Genomic DNA, 21,626 nt, shown 5'->3' with positions numbered 1-21,626 from the left:
CCGGGATGCTGAAGATCGACAGGAGCCCGGCCACCACGATGATGGTCGAGACCACTGCTGCGAGGCGTGGTCGATCGACGAAGACCTTGGAGATCATAATCAGCTCCCTGTCTTCGACGCAGGTTGGGGTGTGGTCTGCTCCGCGCCGTCTTTCTTCGTTTTCTCCGGCTCCGTTGGCTCAGGCTCTGTCGGCTCGGGCTTTGTCGGCTCGGGCTTGGTGCCGCCGGTCTCGCTCGCGGGCGCGGTAGGTGCCTTCTCGGAAGAAGCGTCGCTTGTGCCTTCGGCCTTGGCACTCTGCGTTCCTTCGGTCGCAGCCGCTTGGGTCGGCGTGACCACCATTCCCGGCTTGATCTTCTGAATGCCCGAGACGACGACGATCTCGCCTTCCTTCAATCCGGCATCGACGACGAAGTCGGTTCCCATCTGGCTGCCCGTCTTGATGGTGCGTAAGGCCACCCGATTGTCCGGACCCACGACATAGACCTGTTTGCCGTCCTTGGTCTGGATGACGGCACCGGCCGGAATCACGGGCTGGCGCTTCTGCTCCGCGGTGTGGATGACCGCCGTGATGAACTGGCCCGGCAGCAGCACGCCTTCCGGGTTGGGGAAGTCCGCATAGATGGCGATCGAGCCGGTGCTGGCGTTGACCTGGTTGTCGACGAAGGCGATCGTCCCTTTTTCGCCGTAGGTCGCGCCTGTCGGGAGGATCAGCTCGGGCACGTAGTCTCCGAAGTTTTCTCCAGGGGTGCCGGCCTTCTCCGTGACACGCACGAAGTCCGCGCTCGGGATCGAGAAGACGGCACGGATCGGGTCGAGTTGCACCACGGTGGAGAGGACCTTGCTGCTCGGCCCGACGAGGTTGCCGACGGTAAAGTTGGTCGCGCCGATGCGCCCGTCGATCGGGCTCGCGATGGTCGTGTAGCCGAGGTTGATCTGGGCGGTCTTGATGTCCGCTTGGGCCTGAAGCACGGCGGCTTTGGCCTTGTCCACGTTCGCTTGGGCCATGTCACGCTGGGCCCGCGACCGGTCGAACTCGGACTGGGATGTGTCGCCCTTCTTCACCAGTGCCGAGAAGCGCTCGAACTGGGCCTGCGCGTCCAGCAGGTCTGCCTCGGCCTTTGCGACCTCGGCGACGGCCGAGGCCAACTCGGCGTTGGCCGCGTCGAGCTGGGCCTGGAACGGGGGCTGCTCGATCTGGTAGAGGACCTGTCCGGTCTTGACCAGCGAGCCCTGGTTGAATGCGACCTCATCCAGGAACCCCTCGACCCGCGCCTGGACGTTGACCTGTTGAATCGCCTGGATGGTCCCGATGAAGCGGCCGTGGTGGTCCACCAGTTGGGTCTCCACAGCGGCGACCACGACGGCCGGCGGGGGAGGGGTCTTGTCCGCGCCCGCGGCGGGCTTATCCGCTGCGAGCGCCGTCGAGCCGACCGTCAGGGTCAGAAGCGAAGCGGTCAGCATCGGCAGCGTCGCGTCGAGCCACGCGCCCGCGCGTCGGCCGGGTGTTCTTGAAAGCGTCGTTCTCATGGGCGATGCCTCTCCTTGGGGCAAGGGATATGCGCCAACATCCTCATCCGGAATGCGGGGGCGGCGGGGAATCGGGCTGGAGTTCAAGTCGGAGGCGGGGCAGGGCGGCCTTGTCCGAGCGCCGAGCGATGCCGGCCCGAACCTCTCGGGGGGGCGGCAAGGAGACGGGGACGCGGTTGGTCATAGTGCTCCCGGGGGCGGCCTCGAACGGCCGCATGGTGCAAAGTCGCGATGGCGCGGATTGTACAGCGCAGCGCCGCGGAGGTGGGGCCGGGCGACACCGAATCATGCGCGGGATGCGACGCAATCGACAGCGTCGTGCAAGCTCGACGGTGGTTGTTGCTCGAGCGCGCTTCGCCGGAGGGCGTTCGCCCCTGTCGGAGCAGCTCGGGCGATGGTATAAACGCGCCTGTCGATTCCTGATCCCGGCGGCATCGACCGGGCCAATGCAGCATCGCGCCCCGCAGCAGGAGGACCGCAGCGTTTTCGCGCACCGCGGCCACTTGATCTCAACCTGTTTCGGCGAGGACATCGATGTCCCCTAGATTGCGCAACCGTCTTATATGGTTCCCTGCGTTGCTCGTGCTCGGCCTAGTGCTTTCGGCGGGACTCGCCGGGGCGGCGAGTGACGAGAAGGCCGGGTCGGATTCGCCTCCGGCCGAAAAACCGCCGACCCTTGCCGAGGCGCTGGATCTTCCGTCGATCCCGAACGCGCGCTGCCTGAAGTGTCACAACGACGAGGACGAGAAGACCTCCGAGCGCGACGACGGCACCGTGATCAACATCTATGTGGATCGCGAGCGCTTCGAGCACAGCGTGCACGGCAAGCAACCCTGTGTCGGCTGCCACAACACGGTCAAGAAGGCGATCCACGAGATCCCGCTGCCCAAGAGCATCGGCTGCGTGGCCTGCCATCTCAAGACGGCCGAGCTTCAGTACGGCAGCACGGATCCCGAGTACCGGCGGCTCGATGTGGTCCTGTCTCAGATCGACGGCTACATGGCCTCGGTCCACGCGCGGCCCAATCTGCTGGATCAGTCCAAGACAAACGCGACCTGCTACGACTGCCATGACGGTCACGACATCGGCACCGTGGGCAGCGCGGCGCGCGCCGAGCATCGCAGCCGGATTCACGAGGTCTGCGGTCGCTGTCACGAGGAGCAGAAGGAGCACTACGCGGAGTCCGTTCACGGCACCGCCGTCATCGAGAAGCAGAACGCAGGCTCCGCCATCTGCTCGGATTGCCACACCCCGCACAACATCGACTCGCCCGATCAGACCAAGGTCAAGCTCGCCATTACCGAGAACTGCGGGAGCTGTCATCAGAAGCAGGTCGAGACCTACGAGAAGTCCTATCACGGCCAGGTGGTGCGTCTGGGCTATACGCACACCGCCAAGTGTTACGACTGTCACGGCAGTCACGGGATCATGGATGTCGACGACCCGGCGTCGAAGGTGCATCCGAACAATCGGTTGGAGACCTGCCGCCAGTGCCACGAGGGCGCGCCCGAGGGCTTCCTCGGCTTTCACGCACACGGCGACGCCAACGATTTCGAGAACTACCCGGAGATGTGGATCGCCGCCCGGTTCATGGAATTCCTGATCATCGGGGTCTTCCTCTTCTTCTGGACGCACATGCTCTTATGGATCTATCGCGAATGGCGCGAGCGCAAGGACGGCAAGGGCTACCGCGTCGATCCGGCCAATCCGCCCCAGGTCTATTTCAGGCGTTTCAGCGGCGGCTGGCGGCTTGCGCACGGTGTGTTGGCCATCGCCGTCATGGTCTTGGTCCTCACCGGCACGGCCGTGCTCTTCGCCGAGCAGGCGTGGGCGCAGTACGTCATGAATCTGCTGGGCGGGCCCAAGGTCGCCGCCGTGATCCACCGTGTCGCCGCGGTGACCTTCGCGACCGTCTTCTTCGGTCACCTGATCGTCGTCATCGTCAACATCGCGCGTGCAGGCAAGGAATTCCGGTGGTTCGGTCCGACCTCGATGGTGCCCAATTGGCAGGACATCCGCGACATCGGCGCCATGTTCAAGTGGTTCTTCGGGATGGCGCCGCGGCCGAAGTTCGACCGCTGGTCCTATTGGGAGAAGTTCGATTACTGGGCGCCCTTCTGGGGCATGATGATCATCGGCCTGAGCGGTCTGATGCTCTGGTTCCCCACCGTGACCGCGTCCTTCCTGCCGGGTTGGGTGTTCAACATCGCGACCATCGTGCATGCCGAGGAGGCAATTCTGGCTGCGGTCTTCCTCTTCACCGTGCACTACTTCAACGTCCATTTCCGCCCCGAGAAGTGGCCGATGGACATCGTCATGGCGACCGGCGCCGTGCCGCTCGAGGAGTTCAAGCATGAGCACGCGCTCGAGTACGAGCGGCTCGAGGCGAGCGGCGAGCTCGAGAAATATCTGATCAAGCCGCCGACCGAACGCGCACGTCAGGCGGGGCGCAAGGTCACCGGCTGGATGATCATCATCGGCTTGATCTTGGCCGGGTTGGTGCTGAAGGGGTATTTCGACGTTTTAAGCGGCCATTGAACGGGCGTTAGGAGCGATTCAAAAACAACCGAAACACGTAGGATGGGTAGAGCAAAGCGAAACCCATCCAGCCCGCGCCAAGCGCATTGGACCGACATCCGGCAACGCGGCGCTTTGGAGGATGGGTTTCGCTGACGCTCCACCCATCCTACCGGTTCATCGAGGTGTTCAGTTCCCGGAATTCGCCTCAGGCCCCCGGCGAGCGCGCGATGCGGAACCCGATGCTGCGATGGTTGAATCCGGGACCGACGCGGCAGCGGTAGGCCGAGCGCATGTAGCCGGCGTAGCCGTACCAGGAGCCGCTGCGCATCACCCGTTTCGCGCAATCGCCTTCAAGCCAGGCGCTTCCGTCGGTGGGTGCGCCGTCGAAACCGCCGTTCCAGCAGTCTTGGGTCAGCTCGTTGACGTTGCCGTGCATGTCGAGCAGCCCCCACGGGTTCGGCGGATAGCTGCCGGTCGGCGCCGTGCGGCCCAGATTGACGTCGGTCGGTTGTCCGCAACCGGCGTACTCGAAGGTGCCGTCGTAGTTCGCCTGATCGGTACTGATGCAGGCGCCGGTGCTGAAGGGCGTCGTCGTGCCGGCGCGTGCGGCGTACTCCCATTCCGCCTCGGTGGGCAGTCGGTAGCCCTTGTCGGTGAGACGGTTCAGCCAGCGCAGGTATTCCTGGATGTCGTCCCAGGAGACGTTGATCACGGGACGATCGCCGCGGCCCCAGCCCTCGTCGGATGGGTTCTTGGTGCAGCCCCGGTCGAGGACGCAGGCGTCCCAGTCGGCGAAGGTGACTTCGCGCTTGCCGATCTCGAAGGCGGGGACGCAAACCTCATGCTGAGGTCCCTCGTCTGGATCGCGCTCGGGCTCGTCGGGCGGACTGCCCATCAGGAAGCAACCGGCGGAGATCGAGACCATGGCAATCTCCGGGGCGAGGCTGAGTTGCAGGGTTTGCTCAGTCCCGGCGGCGACGAAGACCTCTTGCTCGGCCGGGTCGAAGCCGTCTCGGCGGGCCTCGATGCGATACTCGCCCGGGGCGAGATGGATCAGGAAGGTCTCTTGGGTCGTGCTCGGCGAGGTGCCTTTGCGCTCGCCGTCGACAAACAACTGCGCGTCTCCGGGGATGGTGAAGATACGCACCGCGCCGGTGGTCTCCGCGGCGAATGTCGCATGGGGCAAGAGCACGGCGATGCCCAAGAGCAGGATCGTTGAATGGCGCACGGGATGGATTCCTCGTGTTCGGGTTGGCGGATTAAACCTAAGGTTAAACGCGGTGGTGGACCGCCGGCGAACCGGACTGCGCGGTATCACGACGCGCGGATTCTAAACCGCGCGTCTTCCTGCGTCTGTGCCTGTGCGATAATTCGGCGCGATTTTCGATCTTCACATCAGCCCGGATGACGATTGGCGATATGAGCTTTCCCGAGGTCAAGACCGGCAGCCGGCGTTCGCTGTCCTGGCGCGAGCGCTTGCATGCCTACGTGTTGCTGGTGCGTCTGCATCGGCCGATCGGCATCTTTCTCTTGATGTGGCCGGCGCTTTGGGCCTTGTGGCTGGCCGGGGACGGTCAGCCGCCTTGGCAGGTGGTCACGGTCTTCGTGCTCGGGGTCGTGTTGATGCGCTCGGCCGGATGCGCGATCAACGATTTCGCGGATCGGGATTTCGACGGGCATGTTGCGCGCACCCGTGAACGGCCGCTGGCGACCGGTGCGGTTTCTCCGCAAGAGGCGGTGGCGGTCTTCGTGATTCTGTCTCTCGTCGCGTTCGGGTTGGTGCTCTTCATGAACTGGCAGACGGTGGCGCTGTCGGTGGTCGCGGCCCTGCTGACCCTGATCTATCCCTTTATGAAGCGCTTCACCCATGTGCCTCAGTTGTTTCTCGGCGCGGCCTTTGGATGGGCCATTCCGATGGCCTTCACGGCGGTGACCGGCGGCATTCCGGGGTATGCCTGGCTCTTGTTCGTCGCGACCCTGCTCTGGGCGCTGATCTACGACACCCAGTACGCCATGGTCGATCGCGAGGATGATCTGAAGATCGGGATTAAATCGACCGCGATTCTGTTCGGCGAGCGGGATCGTTTGGTCATCGGGGTGCTGCAGGTGCTGATGCTCGGGTTGTTGATGTGGATCGGGCAGCTGGCCGGGCGTGGGTTGTTTTTCTTCGGCGGTTTGGCCGTCGCCTCGGGGCTGGCGCTCTATCAACAGGCGTTGATTCGGGAGCGAGCGCCGGGGCCCTGCTTCAAGGCATTCCTGAACAACAACTACTTCGGCATGGCGATCTTCGTCGGGCTGGTGCTCGACTATGCCTTCGCCACGGGAGCGTGATCCCGGTCGGATCGACTGATCTGCCCAGATCGGTTTCGCGTGTCAAGGTGCGGGATGGGTGATGTGCGTTTCATCCTCGATGATCCGGGCCTCCGCGTTCGGGAAGCGCGCGACGACCCAATCCGGGAGCTTGGCCTGATTGGCGTGATAGAGGGCATCGGACTCGACGATGATCAAGACGAGAACCGTAGCCATTACGGGTAGGATTCCGACGCCGATCACCAGCGCCCAGACCGCCTCCTTCATCATCCCGCCGTAGGTATAGCCGACCCAGCCGAGCACGACGGCGGTCAGAAGCAGACCGAGCATCACCAGAAAGATCCGGCTGCGTTTCGCGCAGACCTGCCAGTGACACATGACGTACCAGGAGTCTCGCCCGATGCCGTGCTTCGCGCGCCAGAGAGTGAAGCCGAGGATGCTGAAGGAAATGGCCGGGATGATGGCCATTACCCAGGGAAAGCTTCCGGCCAAGCCGCCCATCGCGACAGCGAGCAGGATGTGGTTGGCGATCAGGTTGGTCAGGAACAGTTCGTGTGGGACGTTGGCCTTTTTGATTTGATCGGGGCTGATTTCGAAACGCATGAGACGGGTGACCTGTTGGACTGCTCGTGTGAAAAAACCGGGTGCGCCTGTTCGCGAAAACGCGCACCGATGCACGTGGATCTGTCGCCGCGTGTCAGTCGCTCGAGCGGCTGTCCTTGAAGCCCGCCGTGAAGAGCGAATCATCGGCCTCTTGACTCATGCGCGCGTGACGGAACAGATCGGGCATTGCGGATCGGAAGGCAAGCGCAGGCTACGCCATTGCATCAACGCCGCATCCAGCAGCAAGAGGCGCCCGAACAGGGGCTCGCCCAGTCCGGTTAGGATCTTGATCGCCTCGGTTGCTTGAATGCTGCCGATAATGCCGACTACCGGGGCCAGCACCCCGTTGGCCGAGCAGGTCTCGTCGATGCCGCCGTCACGCGGATAGAGACACTGATAGCAGGGTCCGCCGGGTTGGCCGGAGAAGGCCGTGACTTGGCCCTCGAGACGGATCGCCGCGCCGCTCACGAGCGGGACACCGGAAGCCACACAGGCTGCGTTGACGGCAAACCGGGTCGCGAAGTTGTCACAGCAGTCGAGCACCAGATCCACATCGGCGACGATGCCCGGCAGCGTCTCCTCGACGAGACTACGTTTGACGGTGACCAGCTCCACATCCGGGTTGAGCGCGGCGAGTGCGACGCGGGCGGATTCCGCCTTCGGCCGTCCGATTTGCGCGCTCGTGTGGATGATCTGGCGCTGGAGGTTGGAGAGATCCACCGCGTCGAAGTCCGCCAGCACGATCCGCCCGACGCCGGCCGCAGCCAGATACATGGCGACGGGCGAGCCCAGTCCGCCTAGCCCGACCACCAAGATGCTGGATGCCCGCAGCCGCTCCTGACCCTCGATCCCGAAATCGGACAGCAGGATCTGGCGGCTGTAGCGCAGAAGCTCGGCGTCGGTCATTCGGAGCCTCCGGCTTCCGGCCTGCGGCCCGTCGTTGCTTGGAGCATTCCGCCGACGGGTCTGCCTTCGGTGACCGGCCGCCGAGCGTTCAGGTCACGCGCATCAGGTGCGACTCGCTTGAGGACGGAAATCGGGGTGATGGCCGCGGTCAACATGCTGAAGGCAGGAGGCTGAAGGCTGGCGTCTGGAAGCTATAAATACCGCCGCCAATGCTCCGGCCGATCGTCCCGACATCCGTGCTCGATCAGCTCGTAGCGCTTGGCGAAGACCTTCTTGGTGCAGTTGCTCTCGCCGTTCGGGCAGCCGCAGTTGGCGCGGAACGTGTCTTCCGTGTAGTAGTAGAGAGCACGTTTTACACGGTAAATCAAGTGGTTGTCGATGTGGAGACCCAGCTCGGTCAGGGCCTCTTCGATCTCTTGGAGGCGGGTGACGAGCACGTCGTAGGTGACCCTGAGAAGGATCGGCGCGATGGGGTCGATGTCGAGGATGCCGTCCACATCCTTCAGGAACCGTGCGGCGGTAGCCGCCTGATGCGGATCCGGATGGATCTCCTGGAAGGGGATCTCGCGGGACTTGATGCGGTCGGCGTCTGAGATGTGCATGGTATCCTTATGCTAATCGCGGCATCGGAATTCTCAAAGCGGAATACTGCCCGATCTAGGGTAACCAGTCATGGGACAGCGCATGACCGAAAGAGACCTTCCCGACGCAGATATTGCACTCCGGCAGGGGCGGAACCCCGAGCGACCGGAACGATCCGGCCGAGACGCTCGCGTCTCGCGTCGGATCGGCCTCGGTATCCGGCTGCGCAGTATCCTCTTCTTCGTGCTCTACAACCTCATGGGGATCGTTCACAGCCTCGCATCCGTCGCCGTGGCTCCCTTCCAGACCTTCGAGCAGCGCTATCGATTCGTCAACCTCTGGACGCAAGCGACCATGTGGTTGCTGCGTCGGCTCAACGGTGTCGAGATCGAGGTCAGCGGGCTGGAGAAACTCCCGCGGGGCGAGCCGGTGGTGGTCTTGGCCAATCACCAAAGCCAGTGGGAGACCTTCTACCTTCAGTTGCTCCTCATGCCCCAGGCGACGGTGCTCAAGCGCGAGCTCCTTTGGGTACCTTTCTTCGGTTGGGCGCTCATCCTGCTGCGGCCGATCGCGATCGATCGAGGCCAGCCGGGACAGGCATTGAAGACCATCTTGCGCCTGGGCCAGGAGCGGCTCGATCAAGGGATCAGCGTCGTCATCTATCCGGAAGGCACCCGTCAACCGCCCGGTCGTGTGGCGCGATTCAATGCCGGGGGCGCTATGTTGGCCTGCCGTGCCGGGCGACGGGTCGTTCCGATCGCCCACAACGCCGGTGACTGCTGGCCGGCGCGGTCGCTGTGGCGCTTCCCCGGCACCATCCGGGTCGTCATCGGCGAGCCGATCGATTGCGCGGGAAAGACCCCGAAGGCGGTGAACGAGTCGGCGGAGGACTGGATTCGCGCCACGCTCGAACACCTGTGAGGGGCGGGCGGTCGCTCTATACGCAAAAAAGCCGGGTCGCTGGAAAACGCCCCGGCTTTGTTTGCCGAAACCCGACGCGGTTAGTTCGTGACCGATCCGCGCCCCTCGATGACCGCAGCGTAGTAGGCGCTGTTCTCCAAGAGCTCGATCACACGCGGATCCGCCAAGGCGTGGGCGATCTGCTCCAACTCGGCACTCGCGAACCGACCGCTCGGCGAGGCGTCGCCATGGATGCAGGCATCTGTCACGACCTCGTCGGATGCTTCGTGCAGCCGGGCCAGCATGTGCTCGGCCATGAGCTCGGCGGCGATCCGGCGCTGCTGTTGATACCAGTCGTGACCGGCCTGCGTCGCGAAGCTAGGTTCGTTCTCGAAGCTGCCGTCGAGGCTAATTGCGAGAGGCCGGGTGTCGGCGACCACGGCGGATGAGCCGACCAAGGTAGCGATCAGGAGGATCGAGGTTGATTTCATGAGTCTTTGCGCTGGTATAAAATAAGTTAATGCTAATATACTGACGGTCGGAGTCTGAGTCAAGTAGTCGGGAAATGGTCCGGCAGCGGCTGGCTTCCAGCCTCCAGCCTCCGGCTTCCGGCCATCAGCCATCAGCCGTGGCTTGTCGCTCATTCGGCTCACTGGACACCTTCTGGAAGACCCCCAATCACCCGCGGGCGAGGGTCAGGCGGTCGTGGCCGGCGAGGTCGGTTCGGGTGCTTGGCGCACTCAGGCCGAATTCGGCGAGGATGCGGCGAATATCGGTGCCTTGGTCGTAACCATGCTCGAGGAGGAGCCATCCGCCGGGACTCAGGCAGCGGCGTGCATCGGCCGCGATCGCACGATAGGCCTCGAGGCCGTCGCCGCCGGGGGTGAGTGCCTCGCGGGGCTCGTAGCGAAGATCGCCGCGGGTGAGATGCGGGTCGCCTGCAGCGACATAGGGGGGGTTGCTCACGATGGCATCCAGGCTGGCGGGCGCGAACGCGTCCGACCAGTTTGCCCTGAGCAGAGACAGGTTTCCCAGAGTGAGGCGGACGAGGTTCTCGCGAGCGATCTCGAGCGCGTCGGGAGAGCGATCCGTCGCGAAGAGGTGCCACGCGGGTCGCTCGGTGGCCAAGGCGGCAGCGATCGCGCCGCTGCCGGTGCCGAGGTCGGCGACCCGTAGGGGCGCGTCGGGGAGTAGAGACTCGAGCGCCGTCTCGACCAGCAGCTCGGTCTCCGGGCGCGGGATCAGGGTTGCGGGCGTGACGTGGAGCTCCAGGCTCCAGAACTCCTGGCGACCGCGGATGTAGGCGATGGGCTCGCCGGCCAAACGGCGGCCGAGGAGTGCGTGGAAGCGGGCGTAGGCATCGGGTGCGACGGGGTGATCGGGCCAGGCGAAGAGTCGGGTCCGCGACCAGCCTGTCGCTTCGGTCAGGAGCAGCTCGGCTTCCAAGCGAGGCGTACCGTCGGGGATGGTGGCGAGCGCCGACGTTGCCTCCTGCAGGACGGTGTCGACGCTGAGCTCCACTGCGCGCGATGTTCCGCGGGGTCCTGTCTCCGGCTCCGAGGCAACACGTTCAGAACCAGCCGTTTCCGACCCGGTCCGCTGCGATGCGGCCTCGTCCGATCCGGTCTCAGTCATGCATCATCGCGGTCAGCTCTTCGGCCTGATACTCCTGCAGGAGCGGGTCGATGATCTGATCGAGCTGGCCCGTCATGATCTCGTCGAGCTTGTAGAGGGTCAGGTTGATGCGATGGTCGGTCAATCGGTTCTGCGGAAAGTTGTAGGTTCGGATCCGCTCGGAGCGGTCGCCGCTGCCGACCTGGAGCTTGCGCGATTGTGCCTGCTCGGAGGCCTGGGTCTCACGTGCGCCGGAGAGCAGCTTGGCCTGCAGCAGCGACATGGCCTTCGCCCGGTTCTTGTGCTGGGAGCGCTCCTCTTGGCACTCGACGACGATCCCGGAGGGTAGGTGGGTGATGCGGATCGCCGAGTCGGTCTTGTTGACATGCTGACCACCCGCGCCCGAGGAGCGATAGGTGTCGATGCGCAGCTCGCTTGGGTTGATCGCGATGGAATCGATCGAATCGGCCTCGGGCATCACTGCGACGGTACAGGCGGAGGTGTGGACCCGGCCTTGGGACTCGGTCTCCGGAACACGCTGCACGCGGTGCGCGCCGGGCTCGAATTTGAGACGCGAGAAGACGCCGTTGCCGATGATGCGCACGATGACCTCTTTGTACCCGCCGAGCTCGCCGAGGCTCTCGGCGATCGGCTCGACCTGCCAGCGCATCAGCTCGGCATAGCGCAGGTACATGCGTAGGAGGTCGCCGGCGAAGAGTGCGGCCTCGGCACCGCCGGTGCCGGCGCGGACCTCGAGAAAGACGTTGCGCTGATCGTCGGGATCCGGAGGGACGAGGAGGCGAAAGACCTCGGGCTCAAGCTGCGCGCGCCGGTCGCTTGCCTCGGCCATCTCCTCGCGCGCAAGCGCGGTCATCTCCGGATCGGCGAGCATCTCTTCGGCAGCAGCCATGTCGAGCTCCGCCGCGCGATACCGGTTGTAGGCCGCGATGAGGGGCTCGAGCTGCGCGTATTCCCGACTCAACTCGCGAAAACGATTCTGATCGGACTGGGTCTCGGACTCGGCAAGCAAGGCAACCACCTCGCCGAAGCGCTCCGAGAGACGCTCCAGCTTGCCCCGGATCGATGGATTCATTGCGTGGAGACGGCCCGGTTCGGATCGAGCTGGAAGAGCTCGTTGGCGGCCACCAGGATCTCCGCCTCGCCCTCGCGTGCAGCTTGCCGCAGACGCGAGCTAGGCGCATGCAACAGCTTGTTCGTCAGGGTGTGGGCGAGATAGTTGAGGACCTCGGTCGGCGGTTTGCCGGCGTCGAGCTGGCGCTGCGCGCGCGCGAGGACATCGTCGCGCAGCTCTTCGGCGCGTTGGCGATAGTCCTGAATGAGCCCGGCGGCATCCAACGAGCGCAGCCAGGCCATGAACTCGTCGGCGTGGAAGGCGATGATGTCCTCGGCCTGAGCGGCGGCGGCCTGACGCGAGCGCAGGCCCTCGTCGATGACACCCTGCAGATCGTCGATGGTGTAGAGATAGATGTCGCTGAGCTCCCGGACCTCGGGCTCGATGTCGCGCGGCACCGCGATGTCGACCATGAACATCGGACGATGCTTGCGCTTTTTCAGTGCGCGCTCCACCGTGCCTTTGCCGAGCACCGGCAAGGGGCTGGCGGTGGAGGCGATGACGATGTCGGCCTCGGCCAAGTGGTTGCCGATCTCGGCCAGGGCGATCGCGTATCCGTCGAACTGGGCGGCCAGCTCATGGGCGCGCTCGACGGTACGGTTCGCGACGATGATGCGACCGATTCCGGCGCGGTGCAGATGGCGGGCCGCCAGCTCGATGGTCTCGCCGGCGCCGATCAAGAGTGCGGTCTGTCGGGAGAGGTCGCTGAAGATCTGGCGTGCGAGATTCACCGCGGCGAAAGCGACCGAGACCGGGCTGCTGCCGATTGCGGTCTCGGTGCGGACGGTCTTGGCAACCGAGAAGGCGTGCTGGAAGAGACGTCCGAGCAGCTTCCCGGTGGCGGTACAGTCCGTCGCGGTTTGGTAGGCGGTCTTCACCTGACCGAGGATCTGCGGCTCGCCCAGGACCATCGAGTCGAGCCCGCTGCACACACGCAGCAGGTGGGTGACGGCATCGCGCCCGATGTGGGCGTAGAGAAACGGTCCCACCCGCTCGTGCTCGACCCCGTGGAAGCGGCTCAACCAGTGCCGAGCCGCCTCTTCGGAGCAATCCTGCACCGCACAGTAAATTTCGGTGCGGTTGCAGGTGGAGAGCACGACACCCTCGGCGATACCGTCGCAATTGGTGAGGTCGCGCAAGGCGCCGACGATGATGTCGGGGCCGAAGGCGAGCCGCTCGCGGACATCGACCGGCGCCGTCTTGTGATTGAGTCCGAGGACAAGCAGCTTCATAGTTCTGAGGATGTCAGGTGGTGATCCTCGCGATTGTCCGACTTTCGGGGGTCGATGAAAACCCACCGACGTGGATCTTGTGGTTTTTCGAGTGTGGGCGGACGGAACTGCTTCGTTATACTGGGCTCTCACGATCACAATCGTCGTTCGATTGGCTCTTGCCGGATCAAATCCATGCCACGCTCGTTTTTGCTCTCCGCCGTCGGCGGTTTCTTTGTCGTTTCGGCGCTCTCGTTCGCCGGGGCTTTTGCGCAGTCCTCGGATCCAGTGCCGAGTCCCGCGCCTAGTTCGGTGCCGACCTCCCCGCAACCCGAGCGCTCCGCCGACGCGTCTGCCGATCCCGCCAAGGCTGCCGCATCGGTCGTCTCGGAGGGTTTGACGGCCGATCAGGTCTACGCCGTCCTGGTTGCCGAGATCGCCGCGCGACGTGGCGACATGGACACGGCATTTACCTCCTACTTGGAGGCCGCGAATCTGACGCGGGATCCCCGCTTGGCCGAGCTGGCCGTGCGTGCGTCCATCAATTCAGGCAACGACGCGGCGACCGAGCAGGGCCTGCGGCAGTGGCTGGATCTCGATCCGGAATCCACCGGCGCACATCAGGTCGGCGCCTTCTCCCGCATCAAGGCGAACGACCATGAGGGGGCGCTCATGCATCTGATGCGCCTCGTGCAGCTCTCCCCGGAGGACCCGGACGCGGCGTTCGGTCATGCCGCGGCGATCATCTCGCGCGCACCGACCTCCGAGGCCCGTGTCGGACTGATGCAGGCCCTGGCCGACCAGTTTCCGGACAGCGCACATGCGCAGCAGTCGCTCGCGATGGTGGCCGCCAGCGCGTCGCAGCTCGACATCGCCGATGCCGCCGCGCGCCGGGCACTCGAGCTGCGTCCGGAATGGAACAAGCCGAGACTCTTTCTCGTGAAGTTGCTGATCTCCTCGGACAAGCGCGGCGAAGCGCGGTCGTTGCTGGAGGAATATCTCGCAGGCAGTCCGGACGATCAGGCACTGCGGATGTTGTACGGCCAGTTCCTCGTCGAAGAGGAGGAGTTCTCCGGCGCGCGGGATGTCTTTCAGCGGCTCCTGGACAATCGGCCCAAAGAGCCGGATGTCCTCTTTGCCGTCGGGGTACTGTCGTTGCAGCTCGAAGACACGGACGGGGCACGCATCTACTTTTCCCGTCTCTACGAGACCGGAGAGCGTCGTGACGACGCCGCTTTCTATCTGGGCCAAGTCGAGGAGCGTGCCGAGAACAATGAGGCCGCCCTGGAGTGGTACGCCAAGGTCGGGGGCGCAAATGCGGTCGATGCGCAAATCCGCACCGCGTTGTTGAGCGCGAAGGGCGGCGATGTTCACCGAGCACGCGAGATCCTCCAGCAGTTGCGCGACCGCGGGCCCGAGAACGCCGTGCTTCTCTACCTTGTCGAGACCGAGATTCTCGAATCGGTCGGACGGCCGGATGAGGCGATGAGCGTCTTCGACAGTGCTTTGAAAGCCTTTCCGGACGACGAAAACCTGCTTTACGCGCGGGCACTCTCGGCCGTCAAGCTCGATCGGATCGCCCTCGCCGAGCAAGATCTGCGGCGGATCATCGAGATCGACCCGGAGCATGCCGATGCCCTGAACGCACTCGGCTATACCTTGGCGGACCGAACCGACCGCTACGCGGAAGCCAAGGTCTACATCGAAAAGGCCTACGCACTCAAGCCGGAAGAGCCGGCAATCCTCGACAGCATGGGGTGGATTCATTACCGACTCGGCGACTACGAGACCGCGGTCGAGTATTTGCAGCGCGCGCTCGAGCTGATGAGCGACGCGGAGATCGCCGCACACCTCGGCGAGGTCCTGTGGGTCATGAATCGTCGTGAAGAGGCCCTGGAAATATGGGAGGCGGCGGCGAAGGAGTATCCGGATCACGACTATCTCAAAGACGTGATGGAGCGTCACCGGGCCTCCGGCGGCGAGCCGGCCCGATGAGCGAGTCATTCACGCTCGAGCCGTCCGGCATGACGATGTGGCCCGCGCCCGCGAAGCTCAATCTGATGCTACGCATCGTCGGGCGTCGACCCGACGGCTATCATGAGTTGCAGACGGTGTTCCAATTCATCGACCGTTGCGATCGGCTTCGACTCGAGGTGCGCGAGGACGGATTGATCAACCGTCTCGCCGAGGTCCCCGGCGTCGCGCCCGAGAATGACCTTACGGTGCGCGCCGCACTGACGCTCCGGGAGGCGACCGGGTGCCGCCTCGGGGCGAACATCCGCTGCGAAAAGGTGCTGCCGATGGGCGGCGGACTCGGCGGCGGCAGCTCCGACGCAGCAACCACGCTGGTTGCGCTCAATCGTCTCTGGGCAACCGGTCTCGACGAGAACGCCCTCGCGGAGCTCGCCTTGCCATTGGGTGCCGACGTGCCTGTCTTCGTGCGCGGACTCGCGGCTTGGGGGGAGGGCGTGGGCGAGCGTCTGACGCCGGTGGAGTTGCCCGAGCCCTGGTATCTGGTGCTGTCTCCCCCGTGCTCGGTCTCTACAAGGGATGTGTTCACGCATCCTGAGTTGACACGAGATTCGACGCCCGCCACACTAGCCGACTTCGTTGCGGGCGAAGTTGTGAACGACTGTCTGAGCGTCGTGAGGCAGGAGTACGCGCCGGTTGCCGCGGCCCTCGATTGGCTCTCGGGCTGGGGAGGCGGGCGGTTGACCGGAACCGGAGCCTGTGTGTTTGCGGTCTTCGAAGACCGCTCCGAGGCGCTGCGAGCGCTTGAGCAGTGCCCGCCCGAGATGCGTGCATTCGTCGCGCGGGGGCTGAATCGCTCGCCCTTGCTTGCGTACATTGACACATTGCCGTAACCCTGTATCGGGACACCGCGTGCTTTTGAAGTCGAGTTCAGTTTTTGGGGCGTAGCCAAGCGGTAAGGCACCGGGTTTTGATCCCGGCACCCCCAGGTTCGAATCCTGGCGCCCCAGCCATACCCTGTCGAGCCGCGTCCCGCGACATGTGCCGATTGATGTGAGATCGGCCTTCGTGGGCCGCCTGTCACCGTCGCGCGGCGGCCGCGAGCCCGGAGTCGTTTTGCGTCTGCAGCGATTCTTCAAGGGCTCGGCTTACCTTGGCCTCGCATGTCTGCCGATGAGTCGTCGGTTGTCATTCGAGGCTGGATTTTAGGATCCCTCCAGCGAGACGTCAGGACATTGCCAGTGCCCGCCAGCCATTTGATGGTTTTTTCCGGAAATGCCAATCCGGAGCTCTCGGTCGAGATCGCCGGTTATCTGAGCGTCCCGCTCGGCAAGGCCGTCGTCGGTCAGTTCAGCGACGGCGAGGTGATGGCCGAAATCCAGGAGAACGTTCGCGGGCGCGATATCTTCGTCGTGCAGCCGACGGGGGCTCCGACGAATGACAATCTGATGGAGCTGTTGGTGATGATCGACGCGCTGCGCTGGGCGTCGGCCAAGCGCATCACCGCTGTCATCCCTTACTTCGGCTATGCCCGGCAGGATCGACGGCCGCGATCCGCGCGCGTTCCGATCACTGCGCGACTGGTCGCGAAGATGATCGGCCAGTCCGGCGCCGATCGTGTTCTGACGGTCGATCTGCACGCGGACCAGATTCAGGGTTTCTTCGACATCCCTGTCGACAACGTCTACGCCTCGCCGATCCTATTGGGTGATGTTTGGCGTAAGCGCTACGACGATCTCATGGTCGTCTCGCCGGATGTCGGCGGCGTGGTTCGGGCGCGCGCGCTTGCGAAACGTCTCGACGATGCGGATCTCGCGATCATCGACAAGCGCCGTCCGCGGGCCAACGAGGCCAAGGTCATGAACATCATCGGCGATGTTCGAGACCGTTCCTGCGTCATCGTCGACGACCTGGTCGACACGGCCGGGACCCTGTGTCGTGCGGCTGCGGCGCTGAAGGAAGCCGGTGCCTGTCGGGTCGTGGCTTACTGCACCCACGCGGTGCTCTCGGGGCCGGCCGTCGACAACATCTCGGTCTCCCAGCTCGACGAGCTGGTGGTCACCAATACCATTCCGTTGCGTCCGGCGGCGAAAGCGTGCCCCAAGATCAGACAGCTGAGTATCGGGGAGCTGCTTGCCGAGACCATGCGGCGCGTCTCGAACGAAGAGTCGGTCAGCTCGCTGTTCGTGGACTAGCATCCCATCCATTCCAGCGTTGCGGTCCTGGTCGCGGGATCCGACGCGTTTTTGTTGTCATCATCAACCGGAGAACGCCGATGAGCGTCAGTTTCGAGATCAACGCGCAGACCCGCGCCATGGCAGGAACGGGTGCGAGCCGCCGCCTGCGTCGCACCGGGCAGGTGCCCGCCATCGTCTACGGTGGTCATCAGGAGCCCGAGATGGTCTCGGTCGGCCATAACGAGCTGCTCAAGCACCTCGAGCACGAGGCATTCTACTCGCACGTCCTTGACCTGAAGATCGGGGAGCGCTCGGTGAAGGTCGTTTTGAAGGACCTGCAGCGCCATCCCGCGAAGCCCTTCGTGCAGCATGTGGACTTTCTGCGGATCACGCAGGACGAGAAGCTGCGCATGAGCGTGCCCTTGCATTTCATCAACGAGGACACCTCCAAAGGCGTCAAGATGGGCGGGCAGGTGTCCCACAACATCACCGAGCTCGAGATCGTCTGTCTGCCGAAGGATCTCCCTGAGTTCATCGTCGTCGACATGGGCGATATGGATATCGGCCAAATCATCCATTTGTCGGATATCTCGATGCCCGAGGGTGTCAGCCTCGCGCATACCCCGGACTCGGACGAAGCCGTCGCCATGGTCTACGGTCCGCGCGGGGGCGGCGACGAGACCGAAGGCGAAGGCGAAGAGGAAGGCGTCTGACATCAGCGGGCGCTTTGCGCGGACGACGACGGTGCGGATTCGCCGCCCTGAGCAAGGGATACTCGATGACCGCCGAAGGTACGAGGGCCGGTTCTCCGGCCTTCGATGCCCGTGCCGAGCGTTTCGATTGCGCCGTCCCTCGCCGAGCGGGGGGCGGCTCTCGAGCGGTGGTGTCCGGTGAGCGAACCCGCCGGCATCCGCCTCATTGTCGGTCTCGGCAATCCCGGCGAGCAGTACGAGGCGACGCGTCACAACGTCGGCTTTTGGCTCGTCGATCGGATTGCCGAGGATTTTCGCGAGACCTTTCGCGCCGAGTCCAAGTTCTTCGGCCAGCTCGCCCGAGCTCGAGTCGGCGGCGCGGATTTGCGCTTACTCAAGCCCTCGACCTACATGAACCGCAGCGGTCAATCGATAGCCGCGGTTGCCCGCTTCTATTCCATCCCTCCCGAGCAAATCCTCGTTGCTCACGACGAGCTCGACCACCCCGTCGGCCAGGTTCGCCTTAAACAGGGCGGAGGTCATGCCGGGCACAACGGGCTGCGCGACACCATCGCCGCGCTCGGGGGCAGCCGTGACTTTTGGCGTCTGCGGATCGGGATCGCCCATCCCGGCGACCGCACCTTGGTGACAGGCTATGTCCTCGGACGTCCGTCCAAGGCCGACGCCGAGCAGATCAACGCATCCCTTGCCGATGCCGAGCGGATCCTCGAGGACCTCGTTGCCGGCCGCTTTCAGATCGCCATGAATCGTCTCCATTCCCAACGGCGCGATTGAGTGTCGTTCGGTTCCCATGTGTGGTTCGCGCGCACTCGACCCCGCAACGGCCGAGCCCGTGAGAGCCACGCCTGAAATCCTTTAAGATTCTGATTTTTCTTCCTAAACCGCGTCAGCGACAGCATCGACGATGTCCGTCGAGTGCGAGTCAGCAGCAAGTGTCGATCGTTGACTCCTGACGCGGTTTAGCGGAGTTTGACAAATCGCAATCCCGAGCCGAGTATTCCCTCTGATCTCCGTGATCGCCGTGTGCTCGGCTCTTTCCCTAAAAGTGCCTAACCGCGCCTTCCGCAAGCATCCCGTCGAATGACGCCGTATTCGGGATCGGGCAATCGCTCGCACTGAATCCGAAGTCCTCCGACCGGTCGGCGGGCGAGGTCGTCTCCGCGGCTTTCAATGACGGCTCAACTCCGAATTCGACTTTCCGTCGATCCCGGACTTGGCTTGCCCGTCGAACGGGGTTCGACCGTCCCAACGACAAAATTAGCCGTTCAAACGGCATGACGATTGGAGGACTTCTCGCACATGAACAGAACAGCGAAGTGGCCGTTGACGGCTGCAGTCATTGCGTGCGCATCCGTGCCCACACTGGCATTGGCGACCAATGGATATTTTTCCCACGGCTGGGGCACTAAATCCAAGGCGATGGCGGGTGTCGCTGCGGCGTTGCCGCAGGACACGCTCGTCACGGCCACGAACCCCGCCGGAATGGCATTCGTAGGGACCTCTCTTGATGTAGGTTTGGCATTCTTTAGTCCCTCGCCGCGGGGCTACGACGCCAACAACGACTTCGCGGTCGACCCCGCCTCGGGCTTTCCGACCGGGCCTTTCATTACTCCCGGCCGATACGACAGCGAAGGGGATTGGTTTCTGATCCCGAGCTTCGGTTTCAATTACGAGCTCGATGAAAAAAGCACGATCGGCTTTAGCGTATTCGGCAACGGCGGGATGAACAGCGATTATCGGGACCGTCCGGTCTGGGAGAACTTCGCCGCGGCACCCAATCAGCTGGCGATCGGACCCGGCATGGCGCCGCCCCCCGGCACCATCGCGAGCCCCGGCGGTCTTCTGTTTACGCAGACCAATCCGCCGATGCCGGTCACTGACCCGAACATGCCCCCGCCGCCGAACGGCAACAATGCCAACCCCGGCGGTTTCCTGAGCGCGACCGGCTCGACCGGGGTCAACCTCGAGCAGCTGTTTATCGAGATCCCCTACACCTTCAAGTTTGCCGACGGCAAGCAATCGGTCGGTATCGCACCGGTCTTTGCGATGCAGAGTATTGAGGTCAAAGGGCTTCAGCCTTTCCGCGCGGCCTCCTTGTACCCGGATAAGGTCTCGAACAACGGAACCGACTGGTCCTACGGCGCCGGCCTGCATCTGGGATGGTACGGCGAGGTGACCGATCAACTGGCGTTCGGGATGTCGTATCGCACCAAGATGTGGATGTCGGAGTTCGACGACTACAAGGGACTGTTCGCCGATGGAGGTGAGTTCGATATCCCTGCGATGTTGAACTTCGGCGTGTCGTTCAAGGCGCGGCCGGACCTGACATTTGCGTTCGACTACGAGCGGATCTTCTACGGCGAGGTCTCGTCGATTTCCAACTCGAACGACAACGACATCTCTCCATGCTTCACCTCAGGTCCCAAACCCGCGTTCTGTTTGGGCGGGGATGACGGACTCGGGTTTGGATGGGACAGCATGGACATCTTCAAGGTCGGTGTGCGTTACGATCACGACGAGAAGCTGAGTCTGATGGGCGGCGTGAGCTACAACACCGAGTTCGCCTCCGGACGGCAGGCCCTGCTGAACATCATGGCGCCAGCGACCATTCGTTGGCACCTTACCTTGGGCGCATCCTACCGCTTTACGGAGAAGGATGAGTTCGCACTCGCCTTCTCCTACATGCCGGAGGAAGAGTTGAGCGGCACGAGCCCCAGCATCACTCAGGCTCAATCGGGATCCATCTACATGGAGCAGATGGATATTCAGATCGGTTGGAATCACCGCTTCTGACGGGCCGTCGACGACGCTTGCCCTGCGCCTTGTCGGGCGAGCGTCGTGGCCGCCTTTGTCGGGTCGGACTCGGGGCCCGCGCCCGCGGGCGATCCGCTTCGGTCGTTATTGCGCCGTCATCGGTAAGCGACCGATCGAGATATAGGTCAGTCCGGTTGCGGTCGCGAGGTGTCCGTCGAGGATGTTGCGACCGTCGAAGATCACTCCGGCCTTGAGCCTGTCCTTGATCATCCCGAAATCCGGGCTTCGAAACTGCGCCCACTCGGTTAGGACGGCGAGCGCGTCGGCCCCCTCCAACGCGGATTCGGCATCGTCGAGCAGTGCAAGATCGGCTCGCTCGCCGTAGATGCGGCGTGTCTCCGGTATGGCAACCGGGTCGAATGCTTGCACCTTTGCGCCGGCCTCCCAGAGCGATTCCATCAAGACGCGACTCGATGCCTCACGCATATCATCCGTGTTGGGCTTGAACGAGAGCCCCCAAAGGGCGATGGTGCGGCCTTGCAGATCGCCGTTGAAATGCGCGTTGATCTTCTTGAAGAGCAGATCCTTCTGGCGGAAGTTCACCGCCTCGACGGCATGCAGCAGCTGCGGGTCATATCCCAGGTTGCGTGCGGTCCGCTCGAGCGCACGCACATCCTTCGGGAAGCATGAGCCGCCGTAGCCGCAG

The 21,626-nt window shown here is 63.8% G+C and carries 19 protein-coding genes and 1 tRNA gene; 10 read left to right on the top strand and 10 right to left on the bottom strand.

The window, feature by feature from the left end; genetic code table 11:
- Positions 1-99: 99 nt before the first annotated feature.
- Positions 100-1,527, bottom strand: coding sequence for an efflux RND transporter periplasmic adaptor subunit (locus GPT33_RS08415; RefSeq protein ID WP_296807316.1), 1,428 nt, complete (start codon positions 1,525-1,527; stop codon positions 100-102).
- Between the two features lie 534 nt (positions 1,528-2,061).
- Here GPT33_RS08415 and GPT33_RS08410 point away from each other — a divergent pair.
- Positions 2,062-4,065 carry a cytochrome c3 family protein gene (locus tag GPT33_RS08410; RefSeq protein WP_296807313.1) on the top strand — a complete coding sequence of 668 codons (2,004 nt, stop codon included), beginning with the start codon at positions 2,062-2,064 and terminating at the stop codon, positions 4,063-4,065.
- A gap of 187 nt (positions 4,066-4,252) precedes the next feature.
- On the opposite strand, the gene GPT33_RS08405 is transcribed toward GPT33_RS08410, so the two are convergent.
- On the bottom strand, positions 4,253-5,275 hold the full coding sequence (locus tag GPT33_RS08405; RefSeq protein ID WP_296807311.1) for an SUMF1/EgtB/PvdO family nonheme iron enzyme: 1,023 nt from the start codon (positions 5,273-5,275) through the stop codon (positions 4,253-4,255).
- A gap of 191 nt (positions 5,276-5,466) precedes the next feature.
- Between GPT33_RS08405 and ubiA the strand changes: the two genes are divergently transcribed.
- A complete protein-coding gene (ubiA, locus tag GPT33_RS08400) occupies positions 5,467-6,378 on the top strand; it encodes a 4-hydroxybenzoate octaprenyltransferase (protein ID WP_296807308.1) in 912 nt (303 codons plus the stop codon).
- A 42-nt stretch (positions 6,379-6,420) separates the two neighbouring features.
- Here ubiA and GPT33_RS08395 read toward each other — a convergent pair whose 3' ends face one another.
- The 3 genes from GPT33_RS08395 to GPT33_RS08385 form a co-directional block, all read right to left on the bottom strand.
- Entirely contained in the window at positions 6,421-6,960 is a 540-nt protein-coding gene (locus GPT33_RS08395) for a hypothetical protein (protein ID WP_296807304.1), read from the bottom strand.
- A gap of 156 nt (positions 6,961-7,116) precedes the next feature.
- A complete protein-coding gene (locus GPT33_RS08390; protein ID WP_296807301.1) occupies positions 7,117-7,866 on the bottom strand; it encodes a molybdopterin-synthase adenylyltransferase MoeB in 750 nt (249 codons plus the stop codon).
- 191 nt (positions 7,867-8,057) lie between these two features.
- Positions 8,058-8,468: a hypothetical protein gene (locus GPT33_RS08385; RefSeq protein WP_296807298.1), complete on the bottom strand. Its 411-nt coding sequence runs from the start codon at positions 8,466-8,468 to the stop codon at positions 8,058-8,060.
- 82 nt (positions 8,469-8,550) lie between these two features.
- Here GPT33_RS08385 and GPT33_RS08380 point away from each other — a divergent pair, with 82 nt between their 5' ends.
- Positions 8,551-9,369 (top strand): lysophospholipid acyltransferase family protein, encoded by an 819-nt coding sequence (locus GPT33_RS08380; RefSeq protein ID WP_296807295.1) that lies wholly within the window; start codon positions 8,551-8,553, stop codon positions 9,367-9,369.
- A gap of 80 nt (positions 9,370-9,449) precedes the next feature.
- Here GPT33_RS08380 and GPT33_RS08375 read toward each other — a convergent pair whose 3' ends face one another.
- The 4 genes from GPT33_RS08375 to hemA all read right to left on the bottom strand — a co-directional run bounded on the left by GPT33_RS08375 (position 9,450) and on the right by hemA (position 13,326).
- Entirely contained in the window at positions 9,450-9,839 is a 390-nt protein-coding gene (locus GPT33_RS08375) for a hypothetical protein (RefSeq protein WP_296807293.1), read from the bottom strand.
- 187 nt (positions 9,840-10,026) lie between these two features.
- Positions 10,027-10,869, bottom strand: a complete 843-nt coding sequence (gene prmC / locus GPT33_RS08370) for a peptide chain release factor N(5)-glutamine methyltransferase (RefSeq protein ID WP_296807290.1) — start codon at positions 10,867-10,869, stop codon at positions 10,027-10,029.
- A gap of 106 nt (positions 10,870-10,975) precedes the next feature.
- Entirely contained in the window at positions 10,976-12,055 is a 1,080-nt protein-coding gene (prfA, locus tag GPT33_RS08365; protein WP_296807287.1) for a peptide chain release factor 1, read from the bottom strand.
- A complete protein-coding gene (hemA, locus tag GPT33_RS08360) occupies positions 12,052-13,326 on the bottom strand; it encodes a glutamyl-tRNA reductase (RefSeq protein WP_296807284.1) in 1,275 nt (424 codons plus the stop codon). Before hemA ends, prfA begins: the two co-directional genes overlap by 4 nt.
- A gap of 174 nt (positions 13,327-13,500) precedes the next feature.
- Here hemA and GPT33_RS08355 point away from each other — a divergent pair, with 174 nt between their 5' ends.
- The 7 genes from GPT33_RS08355 to GPT33_RS08325 all read left to right on the top strand — a co-directional run bounded on the left by GPT33_RS08355 (position 13,501) and on the right by GPT33_RS08325 (position 20,959).
- Entirely contained in the window at positions 13,501-15,300 is a 1,800-nt protein-coding gene (locus tag GPT33_RS08355; protein ID WP_296807281.1) for a tetratricopeptide repeat protein, read from the top strand.
- On the top strand, positions 15,297-16,169 hold the full coding sequence (gene ispE, locus GPT33_RS08350; protein ID WP_363929143.1) for a 4-(cytidine 5'-diphospho)-2-C-methyl-D-erythritol kinase: 873 nt from the start codon (positions 15,297-15,299) through the stop codon (positions 16,167-16,169). The genes GPT33_RS08355 and ispE overlap by 4 nt, the downstream gene beginning before the upstream one ends.
- A 45-nt stretch (positions 16,170-16,214) precedes the next feature.
- Positions 16,215-16,289, top strand: a tRNA-Gln gene (locus GPT33_RS08345).
- Positions 16,290-16,517: 228 nt separating this feature from the next.
- Positions 16,518-17,471: a ribose-phosphate diphosphokinase gene (locus GPT33_RS08340; protein WP_007191165.1), complete on the top strand. Its 954-nt coding sequence runs from the start codon at positions 16,518-16,520 to the stop codon at positions 17,469-17,471.
- Between the two features lie 80 nt (positions 17,472-17,551).
- Entirely contained in the window at positions 17,552-18,166 is a 615-nt protein-coding gene (locus tag GPT33_RS08335) for a 50S ribosomal protein L25/general stress protein Ctc (RefSeq protein WP_296807279.1), read from the top strand.
- A gap of 177 nt (positions 18,167-18,343) precedes the next feature.
- The gene (gene pth, locus GPT33_RS08330; protein ID WP_296807276.1) at positions 18,344-18,940 is read left to right on the top strand and encodes an aminoacyl-tRNA hydrolase; all 597 of its coding nucleotides are present in this window, start codon (positions 18,344-18,346) and stop codon (positions 18,938-18,940) included.
- Positions 18,941-19,465: 525 nt separating this feature from the next.
- Entirely contained in the window at positions 19,466-20,959 is a 1,494-nt protein-coding gene (locus GPT33_RS08325) for an outer membrane protein transport protein (RefSeq protein ID WP_296807273.1), read from the top strand.
- Between the two features lie 105 nt (positions 20,960-21,064).
- Here the strand turns inward: GPT33_RS08325 and GPT33_RS08320 are convergent.
- Positions 21,065-21,626, bottom strand: a 562-nt coding sequence (locus GPT33_RS08320) for a UDP binding domain-containing protein (protein ID WP_296807270.1), incomplete at its 5' end; no start/stop codon positions are given.

The organism is Thiocapsa sp., from assembly GCF_011390875.1.
Taxonomy (GTDB): Bacteria; Pseudomonadota; Gammaproteobacteria; order Chromatiales; family Chromatiaceae; genus Thiocapsa.
This window is presented reverse-complemented; position numbering and strand designations above follow the sequence as displayed.

Bases quoted from the DNA above. Each gene is read 5' to 3' on its own strand.
- GPT33_RS08380 (WP_296807295.1), top strand. From the start codon at position 8,551: ATGACCGAAAGAGACCTTCCCGACGCAGATATTGCACTCCGGCAGGGG.
- GPT33_RS08385 (WP_296807298.1), bottom strand. From the start codon at position 8,468: ATGCACATCTCAGACGCCGACCGCATCAAGTCCCGCGAGATCCCCTTC.
- ubiA (WP_296807308.1), top strand. From the start codon at position 5,467: ATGAGCTTTCCCGAGGTCAAGACCGGCAGCCGGCGTTCGCTGTCCTGG.
- ispE (WP_363929143.1), top strand. From the start codon at position 15,297: ATGAGCGAGTCATTCACGCTCGAGCCGTCCGGCATGACGATGTGGCCC.
- prfA (WP_296807287.1), bottom strand. From the start codon at position 12,055: ATGAATCCATCGATCCGGGGCAAGCTGGAGCGTCTCTCGGAGCGCTTC.
- GPT33_RS08355 (WP_296807281.1), top strand. From the start codon at position 13,501: ATGCCACGCTCGTTTTTGCTCTCCGCCGTCGGCGGTTTCTTTGTCGTT.
- GPT33_RS08375 (WP_296807293.1), bottom strand. From the start codon at position 9,839: ATGAAATCAACCTCGATCCTCCTGATCGCTACCTTGGTCGGCTCATCC.
- GPT33_RS08325 (WP_296807273.1), top strand. From the start codon at position 19,466: ATGAACAGAACAGCGAAGTGGCCGTTGACGGCTGCAGTCATTGCGTGC.
- GPT33_RS08410 (WP_296807313.1), top strand. From the start codon at position 2,062: ATGTCCCCTAGATTGCGCAACCGTCTTATATGGTTCCCTGCGTTGCTC.
- GPT33_RS08390 (WP_296807301.1), bottom strand. From the start codon at position 7,866: ATGACCGACGCCGAGCTTCTGCGCTACAGCCGCCAGATCCTGCTGTCC.
- GPT33_RS08395 (WP_296807304.1), bottom strand. From the start codon at position 6,960: ATGCGTTTCGAAATCAGCCCCGATCAAATCAAAAAGGCCAACGTCCCA.
- hemA (WP_296807284.1), bottom strand. From the start codon at position 13,326: ATGAAGCTGCTTGTCCTCGGACTCAATCACAAGACGGCGCCGGTCGAT.
- GPT33_RS08415 (WP_296807316.1), bottom strand. From the start codon at position 1,527: ATGAGAACGACGCTTTCAAGAACACCCGGCCGACGCGCGGGCGCGTGG.
- GPT33_RS08335 (WP_296807279.1), top strand. From the start codon at position 17,552: ATGAGCGTCAGTTTCGAGATCAACGCGCAGACCCGCGCCATGGCAGGA.